The sequence below is a fragment of the Mycobacterium hippophais genome (assembly GCF_027529605.1).
Classification (GTDB): domain Bacteria; phylum Actinomycetota; class Actinomycetes; order Mycobacteriales; family Mycobacteriaceae; genus Mycobacterium; species Mycobacterium arseniciresistens.
Map to the genome: position 1 here is coordinate 60,713 of NZ_JAPZPY010000019.1, position 9,909 is coordinate 70,621.

The 9,909-nt window shown below is 69.5% G+C and carries 10 protein-coding genes and 1 pseudogene; 1 reads left to right on the plus strand and 10 read right to left on the minus strand.

Annotation, left to right across the window (positions count from 1 at the left end; all coding sequences use genetic code 11):
• Nucleotides 1-44: 44 nt before the first annotated feature.
• Nucleotides 45-1,265, minus strand: a complete 1,221-nt coding sequence (locus tag O6P37_RS27885) for a TetR/AcrR family transcriptional regulator (RefSeq protein ID WP_269897120.1) — start codon at nucleotides 1,263-1,265, stop codon at nucleotides 45-47.
• A gap of 121 nt (nucleotides 1,266-1,386) precedes the next feature.
• Between O6P37_RS27885 and O6P37_RS27890 the strand changes: the two genes are divergently transcribed.
• Nucleotides 1,387-1,623 carry a hypothetical protein gene (locus tag O6P37_RS27890; RefSeq protein WP_269897121.1) on the plus strand — a complete coding sequence of 79 codons (237 nt, stop codon included), beginning with the start codon at nucleotides 1,387-1,389 and terminating at the stop codon, nucleotides 1,621-1,623.
• Nucleotides 1,624-1,627: 4 nt separating this feature from the next.
• Here the strand turns inward: O6P37_RS27890 and O6P37_RS27895 are convergent, their stop codons facing one another.
• The 9 genes and pseudogenes from O6P37_RS27895 to O6P37_RS27935 all read right to left on the minus strand — a co-directional run.
• Nucleotides 1,628-2,584, minus strand: a complete 957-nt coding sequence (locus O6P37_RS27895; protein ID WP_269897122.1) for an o-succinylbenzoate synthase — start codon at nucleotides 2,582-2,584, stop codon at nucleotides 1,628-1,630.
• A gap of 34 nt (nucleotides 2,585-2,618) precedes the next feature.
• Nucleotides 2,619-3,404 (minus strand): mannan-binding protein, encoded by a 786-nt coding sequence (locus O6P37_RS27900; protein ID WP_408633268.1) that lies wholly within the window; start codon nucleotides 3,402-3,404, stop codon nucleotides 2,619-2,621.
• 5 nt (nucleotides 3,405-3,409) lie between these two features.
• Nucleotides 3,410-4,003, minus strand: a complete 594-nt coding sequence (locus O6P37_RS27905) for a YfgM family protein (RefSeq protein WP_408633269.1) — start codon at nucleotides 4,001-4,003, stop codon at nucleotides 3,410-3,412.
• Between the two features lie 21 nt (nucleotides 4,004-4,024).
• Nucleotides 4,025-5,269, minus strand: coding sequence for an MlaD family protein (locus O6P37_RS27910; protein ID WP_269897124.1), 1,245 nt, complete (start codon nucleotides 5,267-5,269; stop codon nucleotides 4,025-4,027).
• A complete protein-coding gene (locus tag O6P37_RS27915) occupies nucleotides 5,266-6,477 on the minus strand; it encodes an MlaD family protein (protein WP_269897133.1) in 1,212 nt (403 codons plus the stop codon). Before O6P37_RS27915 ends, O6P37_RS27910 begins: the two co-directional genes overlap by 4 nt.
• Entirely contained in the window at nucleotides 6,477-7,592 is a 1,116-nt protein-coding gene (locus O6P37_RS27920) for an MlaD family protein (protein WP_269897125.1), read from the minus strand. Before O6P37_RS27920 ends, O6P37_RS27915 begins: the two co-directional genes overlap by 1 nt.
• Nucleotides 7,589-8,617 carry an MlaD family protein gene (locus O6P37_RS27925; RefSeq protein WP_269897126.1) on the minus strand — a complete coding sequence of 343 codons (1,029 nt, stop codon included), beginning with the start codon at nucleotides 8,615-8,617 and terminating at the stop codon, nucleotides 7,589-7,591. The genes O6P37_RS27920 and O6P37_RS27925 overlap by 4 nt, the downstream gene beginning before the upstream one ends.
• Complete coding sequence (locus O6P37_RS27930; protein WP_269897127.1) at nucleotides 8,610-9,665, minus strand: MCE family protein; 1,056 nt, start codon at nucleotides 9,663-9,665, stop codon at nucleotides 8,610-8,612. The genes O6P37_RS27925 and O6P37_RS27930 overlap by 8 nt, the downstream gene beginning before the upstream one ends.
• Nucleotides 9,662-9,909: pseudogene (locus O6P37_RS27935) on the minus strand (mammalian cell entry protein); the annotation flags it as partial. The pseudogene O6P37_RS27935 and the gene O6P37_RS27930, both read right to left, overlap by 4 nt.

The window sequence follows — 9,909 nt, forward strand, 5'->3', positions numbered from 1 at the left end:
GACCATATACCGAACTCTACAGGTTAATGATCGTTCTGGATGGTTCAGCGGCGGCTGGCGGCGGGACCGAGCAGGGTGGTGAGCACCAGATCCCGCACCACCGCTTGAGACGACTCGGACTCGACATACTGCACGAGGCGGCCGAGATCCACCACCAGGGCGAACGCCGCGTGGACCGCGAACCGCGCCTCACCCTCGGCGAGGTCGGGCCGCGCGGCGGTCAGCTGGCGGACCCATGCCTCCACGGTGGCGCGCTGCATGTTGTGCAGCGCCACCCGGTCGGGCGCAGGCACGTTCACCCGCTCCGCGTAGTAGACGTAGGCCACCTCGGGACTGGCGAACGACCGGCGCACATAGGCGTCCACCAGGCCGTCGACCGCGTCGTGACAGTCGACGGCCGCGGCGAGGACGGCAGACACGTCGCCCGAGACCCGGTCGGCCGCGCGGCGGTAGGCCGCGGCCAGGATCGCGCTCTTGCCGGTGAAGAACCGGTAGATGGCCGACGTCGCCAGCCCCGTCGCCTCGGCGATGTCGTCCATGCCGGTGTCGCGGTAGCCGCGGTCGTTGAACAGCAGCATCGCCGCGTGCAGGATCTGCTCGTATTCGCCTGCGGCGGCGCCCACCGTCCTGACCAGTGCCATCGCGGGTACCAGGACCTCGGCGGGCAGTTCCGCGTCGCGCACCGCGCGGGTGATCGCGGCCAGCGTCGCGCGTACCCGTTCGTTCGGCAGTCGCGCGCGATGGTCGGTGATGCTGCCGATGACGCTGAGCACCGCGGAGGACAGTATCCAGCGCTGACGTGAGTCCAGTTCCGGTCGCAGCGACGAAAGTGGTTGCTGCAGGCGGCGGTTCACCAGCTTGATCTGGCTGTTGAGCGTCAGCTGGTCGTGCGGTTCGAGGTAGCGGCCCTCCCAGCGGTACAGGCCGCCGCTGGTCCGGTTCTTCAGTGCGGTGTCCACCAGGGCGTCCACGGCGCGGTCCCATGTGCGCTCCGGCGGCCCGGTGGCGTCGGAGTCGATGAACGCGGTGCACTCGTCGAGTTGCTCGCCGAGACCCAGGACCGCCGCGCGGAACAGGTCGTACTTGCGGGAGTAGTGCCGGTAGAGGGAGGCCGCGGTGACTCCGACGCGGCCGGCGATGTCCTCCATGCTGACGCCGTGGTAGCCGAGTTCACTGAAGGCCTCCGCCGACACACCGGCGATCTGCTGCTTCCGGTCCTTGGGTCGCTTGCGGCGGTCCGCGCGGACTCCGGCGGCGGGAGGCATGAAAGCACCCTATCCGCCGGTCGCCGCCGGCAGAACAGTCATGAGGTTAGTGCTGTGCGAATCACACCTCACCGGTGCTGATCCGACACGGCGACGACGAACGAGCGTTAACATCATCCCGGTGCTCGACATGTTGCGACGGTTTCTCGCCCTCGAGGTGAGCATCGGCAGGCTGATCGAGGTGGCCGTCTGGGCCGCGTTGCCGTACCTGCTCGTCGGCGCGGTGGTGGTCGGCGTCCGCGCAGAGGAACTGCAGCACCAGCAGACGCTGCACGCGGACCGGGATCAGTTGATGTCGTTCGGCGTGCTCGTCGCGGGCTGGCCGGCGGTGCTGTTCGCCGACGTGTGCATGGAGTGAGGCCTCAGCGGGTGAGCGGTAGGCATTCGGTGATCCGGCGGATCCACCAGTCCTGCCGCTCGGGCGACGCGGCCAGCGCCGCCAGCCGCGCGGGCTCGGGATCGACGGGACGGGCAGGCAGCCGGCCGTCGACCGGGATCAGTGCTTCGGCCACGTCTTCGACGAACAGGCCGCCGGTGCCCAGCCCGCAGGCGTGTGTGAGCGTCGGCAACGCCGCGGCGGCCAGCAGACCGCGGGAGATGCCGACCGCGGAGTCCAGGGCGCTCGACACCACGACGGGTATCCCGAGTTGCCCGGCGATGTCGAGCATCCGGCGCACGCCGCCCAGCGGGGCGACCTTGACGACGGCGATGTCCGCGGCGTCGGCGCGCACCACCCTCAGCGGGTCGTCGGCCTTGCGGATGCTCTCGTCGGCCGCGACCGCGACGTCGATACGGCGCCGTAGCTCAGCGAGTTCGGACACTGTGGCACAAGGCTGTTCGAGATACTCCAGCGGCCCGTCGGCGGTGAGGGCCGCCGCGGCGGCCACCGCTTCGTCCACCGTCCATCCGCCGTTGGCGTCGACGCGCACCGTGGGCACCGACGCCCGCACCGCGTTCACCCGCGCCACGTCGTCGGCCAGAACCTGGCCAGGCTCAGCCACTTTCACCTTCGCGGTGCGCGCACCCGGGAACCGGGCGAGCACCTCGGGCACCTGCGCCGCATCGACCGCGGGCACCGTGGCGTTGATCGGGATGGACGACCGCCGCAGCGCCGGCCGGTCGCCGTAGGCGGCCTCGAGCGCCGCCGACAGCCAGGCGGCGGCCTCCGGCGGTTCGTATTCCGGGAAGGCGCCGAACTCACCCCACCCCGCGGGGCCGTCGATCAGCGCCACCTCCCGCACCGTGATGCCGCGGAACCGCACCCGCATCGGCAGCGCGACGACGTGCAGGCGGTCGAGGACGTCAGCCAGGTCGGGCACGTTCCCATAGTGCCCTCAAGGCCACCGTGCCGGCTCAGGCGCCGCCGTATTCGGGACGCAGGATCGGCGCCAGTGCGGCGAGCGGGATGTGGGCCTGCACCGTGCCGCCGTCCATCGCCCACTGCGGCAGGCCGGGCGAGAAGTTCAGCGGAGTGTCGTGCGCGACCGGGTAATCGGGCATGTAGAGGATCAGTTCATCGCCGCTGAGCGCCCACGCCTTGTATCCGCCCGAGTAGACCTTGTCGGGTGTCCAGCGGTCGGCCACGAACGGGTACGTGCCGGCTTGATGCGGTGGCGGGGCCACCACGAGCGCCTGTTCGACGAACGGATGCGCCAGTGGCGGGATTGCGGTGAGCGGGTCGACGCCCGGCCGCACCAGATCCGCCAGCTGCAGGCGCCGGCCGCCCGCCGTGTCGAACGTGAAGGTCCGGTAGGCGTTGTTGAAGTCGGGCCCGTCGGCGTGATACGTCTCGCGGAACACTGCCGACACCGTGTCGCCGCGGCGCAGGATCTGGTAGTTGCCCTCGCCGAAGCTGTCGGCCGCCATGTGCTCGCCGACCCGCCGCCAGTTGTCCACCAGGGTGGTCAGATAGTCGCGTATCACGGGGCCTGCGAGGGGGTCGGCGACCAGTTCCTCCGGGATGGCGACCTTGATGTCGCGGACCGCTTTGCGTTCGGAGAGCACCGAGGTCTGGCAGTACTGTCCGGTCCACGCGCCGCCGAGGTCACCGCAGAACGACGCGGCCGACGCCGCGGCGCCCGGCGCGGTCACGACCGCAGTCGCCGCGACGGCCGCCCCGATGAGTGCGCCGAGTCTCACGGCCGTCAGGGGAGTTCGACTTTGCATGCGCGCCAGCCGCCGTCGACATGCTCCATCGTCATCTTGATGCGGCTCCGGTCGATGCGCGGGTCGGGCATGCTGGTGTTTGTCACCGACTGGTCGACGAAGAGCAGCACCACCACCCGGTCCTTTGACTGCGACTGGACGGCCGACTCCAGGACGACGCCGTGCGCCGTGGCCTTGTTGTCGATGAGCAGTTGGCGCAGCTGCATGCTCGACTGCGAGTACATGTCCTTGAACTCACCGGTGGCGCCGCCGAGCACCTGGTCGAAGTTCTCATCCACCTTGTTCGCATCGATGCTGGTGAGCACCTGCGCGTACGCCACGGCGGCCTCGCGGGCCTGCTCGCCCGCCCGGGTGACCGCCCGGTCCTGCCACACGGTCCAGCCGAGGTATCCGCAGCCGGCGAGCGACGCGACGACGACCGCCGCGGCCATGCCGACGAGTATCTTCCTGCGCCACTGCCGTTCGGGTGCTTCGTCGTCTTCGTCGACCGCGCCATCGTCGACGGTGGTGTCCTCGTCGATGATGTCTTCGTCGGTTTCGGTGTCGGTTTCGCTGTCGGACGTCACGGTCACGTCGACCTCCTTCTCGTCGGGTTAACGGGGCGGCTCGATGGGCAGCACGGGACCGCCGTACGGGGTGGGAATCGTGAACCGGCCCTTGGGTGTCGGGTCGGTGGTTCTGCCGAGGTCGGCGCCCGGTGGCGGACCCGCGGTGTCGTCGCCGGCCGGGCGTGGTGCGTTCTTGGCGCCCCGGACGAGGACACCGGGATGGTCGTCGCGGCAGTAGGTGTACATGAACGGCTCGGGATAGTCGGCCGCCGACGGTGGCCGGCGCGGCGTGCCGTAATCACAGGCGTAGCGCGGGTAGGCGTCGCCGGTGGCCCAGATTCCGTTGTCGTGCATCACGCTGCCGAGTGCGTCGAGCACCGATCCGCGATGCGCGGGGAACAGCGCGTTGAGCGCGGGCACGCGCAGATACAGCAGTTGCGACGTGGTGGTCAGATTGCCCAGCAGCTGCACCATGGTGTCGGAGTTGTCGGCGAAGAGGTTGTCGACGCTGGCCAGCGCGGGCGGCGCCTGTTCGGTGAGCCGCCGGTAGCCCTCCCGCATCCGGTCGATGCCCGCGAGCGTGCTGGCGAGGTTCTGGTTCGCGACGGCGATTCCGGCGTTCTTGTCGGCCGCCAGCGTCAGCACCACCCGGCTGCTGCGCAGCATGCTCGCGGTCTCGGGCAGCACCGAGTCGAGCGTCGACAGCAGGAACGTGCCGCCGTCGATGATGTCGGTGAGCTTGCGCGGGCCCTCGTCGCTCAGGCTGAGCTCACGGCGGATCAGCTCGAGCTTGCCTGGGTCGACCTGTGCCAGCATGCCGTCGGCGTCGGCGAGCAGTTGAGCGAGCGGGACCGGGACGGTGGCGTGGCCGATGACACCGCCGTCGCGCAGGTACGGGCCGCTGTCGCTGTCGGCGGCGAAGTCGATGTACTGCTCCCCCGCCGGCGACAGTCCGGACACCCGCACATCGCTCGACGAAGGGATGTTCACCGTCGACTTCACCGCGACCACGGCATTGACTCCCGCCGGGGTGATGTCCAGTCGTTCCACCCGGCCGATCGGCACGCCGCGCAGCGTGACGTCCTGGTCGGGCAGCAGCCCGCCGGATTCCGGGAGCGCGACCGTGAGCCGGTAGGTCGAGGCGAGCGGGTCGATCCGCAACGCACCGATCAGCAGATAGCCGCCGGCGATGACCAGGGTGAAGGTGAGCGCCGCGGCGGACAGCCACGCCCGACGGCGGTGGCCGGCGCGGACCAGCCGCACGGCGCGGTCGGCGATCGCGGCGATCATCGCGGCGGCTCCGGTCCGGCGGGCGGCGGCGGGGGCGGCACCGTCACGACCTGGCCGGGTTCGGTCGGGCTGGGCATCACCGGGACCTGCGGCACCCCAGGGCCCTTGCCCACGATGCGCTCCTGCAGCCGCCACAGCGTGTACTGGAACGTCCCGACGAGCTGGTGCCAGTTGTACCGCTTCGGGCCGTGCAGGCCGACGTCGCCCTTGAAGCCGATGTCCGGGATGGAACCCAGCACCAGCCGGTCGATGCTGACGCGGGTCGAGATCGCATTGCTCGACGTTGATTTCACCAGCGGCGGCATGAGCCGGTTCAGCGAGTGCAGGGTGGCGTCCGGTGTCAGCACCACGTCGTTCCACGCCCTGGCGATGGTGTTGGCGTCGCCGACGACGCTGCGCCCGCTGGTGTCGGTGCCGGCGATCGACGGGAACTTCCTGAGCTGCTCTGTGGTGTCACCCACCTGTGCCACCAGATCGGCCACCTGGGTGGTGTGTGCGGCGAGCGTCTCGGTCGCCGGTCCTGCAGCCGCCATCACATCGGTGATCGTCTGGTTCTTCGCGTCGAGCTGGTCGGCCAGCGCCGACAGATCGGTCATCGCGGTGGAGAGCTGGTCGGATCGTGAATTGAGCTTGGCAAGAACGCCGTTGGTCCGGTTGATCAGGTCACCGAACGCCTGGCCCTGGTCGCCCGTGGCTTTGCCGAGGCCGTTGATGATGTTGGTGAAGTTCCGCACCGCGCCGCCGTTGACGAGTATCGCGGCCGAACTCAGCACCGATTCGACGGTGGCGGCCGCCGTGGTGGCGTCGAGGCCGATGGTGTCGCCGTTCTTCAGCAGCGGCACGCCGGCGCCGGTCCCGCCGGGCGGCTTCACCGCGACGAACACATCGCCCAGCGGTGTGGCGGAACGCAGTTCGGCGGTGCTGCCGACCGGCAGCCGCACGCCGTCCATGATGCGCAAGGTGGCCACGGCGGTGTAGTTGCGCGCGACCATCGACTCGAGCTGTCCCACGTCGGCGCCGGCCAGCTTGACCTTAGCGTTGGCCGGCAGGTTGAGCGCGTTGGTGAACACCGCCGTCAGCGTCCAGCCGCCGGAGGTGACACCGGGCGCGGGCAGCGGCAGGCTGGCCAGTCCCTCGGTCGCGCACGCCGAGGTGCTCAGGCACAGCGTCAGCGCCAGCGACGCCACGATCCCGCGGCGGCCGGCGATCACTTCTGTCCCATCGCGGCCAGGCCGTCCAGGACGTAGGTCAGCCCGAAGTCGGGTCCGAAGTCCTGCAGTGTTCCTGTGCTGCAGCCGAGTTGACGCAGGCCCATCATGTTGCAGACCTCTTTGATCGCCGCGCTCTCGAACAGCACCCGGTCGGTCATCACGCGGACGCGGACCGACCCGTTGACCTGGTCGACGGTGTTGTAGAGGTTGTCCAGCGTCATCGGCGCCACGTCGAGGAACTCGGCGAGGTCGCGCTGGTGTTCGACGGCGGTGGTCACCGTCGTGTCGCCGTTGCCCACGATCTGCTTGATCGCGTCCCGGTGGGTGTCGAGCACCTCGCCGGCCTGCTTCAGCACCTCGTTGAGCTGACGGCCGGTGGTGCCGGTGCCGAGGTTCTCGTCGGCCAGTATCTGGCTGAGCTGACCGATGGTGCTGCCGAAGTCGCGCAGAGTCGCGTCGTTGCGTGCGGCGGCGTCGAGCAGCGAGCTGACGTTGCGCACGATGGTGGTGAGCTGGTCGCGGGTCTGTTCGCCGCCACTGGCGCTGAGCCGCAACGCCTTCGACAGCTCGTCGAGCGCGGTCTTCATGTCCTGGCCGTTGCCGTCGGCGATCGCGGCGCTGGCGTTCACCACGTCGGCGACCGGGCCGCCGCCGCGTCCGTCGCCGCGCAGCGAGGTGGACAGCTTGTCGAGGACGTCGAGCACCCGCGCGAATTCGACCGGTGTCTTGGTCCGGTTCAGGCCGATGGTGTCGTGATCCTGCAGGGTGGGGCCGTCGCGGTAGGGCGGGGTGAGCTCGATCTGGCGGTCGGTGAGGATCGAGTTGGACACGGTGACGGCCATCGCGTCCGCGGGCACCTTGACGTCGCCGTCGACCGTGAAGCGCACCTCGACGTAGCCACCCTTGGGGGTGATCTCGCTGACCTTGCCCACCGGCATCCCGAGCACCGCGATCGAGTTGCCGACGTACACCCCTGCCGCGCTGTCGAACTGAGCGGTCACGGTGATCGCGTCGCTGCGGTCCTTCAGGTAGGTGACGCCGACCGCGGCGACGATCAATGCCAGCACCAGGCCGGTGACGACGACGCTGAGCAGTTTGGCCCTGCGGCTCATTTGCAGTCCTTGAAGTACTCGATCATGCCGAACTGCTTGGCCCGGCCGCTGATGGCGCACATCCACGAGTCGACGACGAGGCCGTTGGCGGCGTTCAGGTCGACCGCGTTGCCGGTTCCGGTGGCGTTGGCCAGGCCCCTCAGCGCGACCGGGCCCGCCTGCAGCGTGCTGCGCAGCAGATCGTCGTGCTGACCGAGCATGTCGGAGAGCGCCCGCACGTTGCGCAGCAGGTTCTCCAGCTCGGGCCGGTCGTCGATGACGATGCCGCTGAGTGTCTCGACGAGGTTGGTGAGCGCCTGCATCATGGCGTGGAAGCTGGCACGCCGCAGCACGAACTCGCCGATCAGCTCCTGGCCCTGGCGGACCATGTTGGCGATGTTGGCGTGCTGCCGCTCCAGTGTGCTGCTGACGGTCTCGGTGGTCTTCAGCAGCGACCCCAGCTGGTCCCGACGTTCGGCGACGATCGAGGACAGGGTGTGGATGTTCTGCACGGCCTGCGGGACCACCGGCGGCAGGGTGTGCAATTCGGCGCCGAGCACGCCGAGCGATTCGGCGAACTGGTCGGAGTCGACCTGTTCGTATGTGGTGGTGACGTCGGCCAGCGCCTCCTGCAGGTCGTAGGGCACCTCGGTGTGCGCCAGGTCGATGGTGCGGTCGGACAGTTCACCCTGCCCAGCGGGTTGCAGTGCCAGATAACGTGATCCGAGGATCGTGGTGATCTTGATGATCGCCCTGGTGTCCTCCCCCAGCGCCACGTTGTCGCGTACCCGCAGGCGGGCCTCGACGCGGTCGCCCACCAGCTCCATGCCGGTCACCTCGCCCACCTGGATACCGGCGATGGTGATCGGGTTACCCGCCTGCAGCGCGGCGGCCTGCAGGAACTGCGCGGTGTAGGTGCGGTACCCGGCGCCGGACAGTTTCACCAGCAGCATCGCCACGACCAGCACCGCGATCACCGCGATCGCGATGGCTCCCAGCCACGGCTTGCTGTAGTCCTCGAGCGCCCGTCTGCGTGTGTCAGCCATCGGCCATGTTCCTGCACCTCGGGGTGTGCCACGCCCGGTTCCCCGGGGTGGCCGCGTTGACGATGATCGGCACCACGTCGTTGAGCCCCGGGAAGAACCCGGTGGCGTTCAGGTCGCACGCATACGCGTTCGCGAAGGCGCCCTCATTGGTGATCCGGCCGAATCCCTTGAGCAGCAACGGCAGATTGGCCCCGGTGAACGCGAGTTGCGGTTCGATGCCGACCATGTGCTGCGCGAAGCCGGGTTCGCGCAGAACGAGTTCGTTGAGCGCCGGGTACACCTCGTCTGTGACGGTCGAGAGCTGCTGAGTCACACGCGAGATCGATCCCACGGAGTCCACGAGTTCGGGCCTGCGGTCCTCGAAGGTGGTGATCGCCCGTCGGGTCTGGGCCAGCACCTGGTCGAGGTTGGTGTTCTGAGCCGCCAGGGTTCCGAACACCCGGTCGAGGCTGTCGATGACGTTGCCGAGCACCTGATCCCGGCCGGCGAATGCGTCGGTGAGCTGTGAGGTCTGGTCGACGAGTGCGGTGATGGCGGACTCGTCACCCTGCAGCGACTGCAGGACGCCCTTGGTGAGGTTGTCCGCGTCGCGCGGGTTGAGCACGCTGAACAGCGGCTCGTAACCGTTGAGCAGGGTGCCGACGTCGAAGGACGGATCGGTGCGCTCGACGGGGATGACACTGCCCGGCGGCAGCGGTCCGGGCTCGCCGAGGGTGCCGAGTGTCAGCCCGAGATAGCGCTGGCCGACGATGTTCTGGTACGTCACCGAGGCGACGGTGGTGCCGAGCACCTGCTGTTCGGTCTGCACGACGAACGACACCTTGGCCCGGTCGCCCTGCAGTTCGATGTTCTCGACGCGGCCGACCCGCACTCCGGCCATCCGCACGTCGTCGCCCACCCGGAGGCCGTACACGTCGGAGAACATCGCCGCATACGGCGCGGTGGTGCCGGCGACGTCGCGCCGCAGCGTGACGTACACCAGCCAGGTCAGGGTGACGGCCACGACCATGAACAGCGACAGCCCCACCAGTGCGCCGCGGTACTTCATCCGGGGCTCCCTTCCGGCGCGAGCGAGACGGTGGTGCCGCGGGCCATCGGCCCGAGCAGCAGTTGGGTGGCGGGCGTGGCGGGCCGTCCAGTGACCAGGCTCAGTTGCTCGCGTTCCTGGGTGCTGCCGACGGGCCCGACGTTGCCGCCGAACGACGCCGGGGCCGCCTCGGCCGGCAGCGGCGGCGGGCCCGGCGGTTCCGGCCAGATCGGGCCGCGCGGTGCGACCGGCGCCGCCGGGGTCG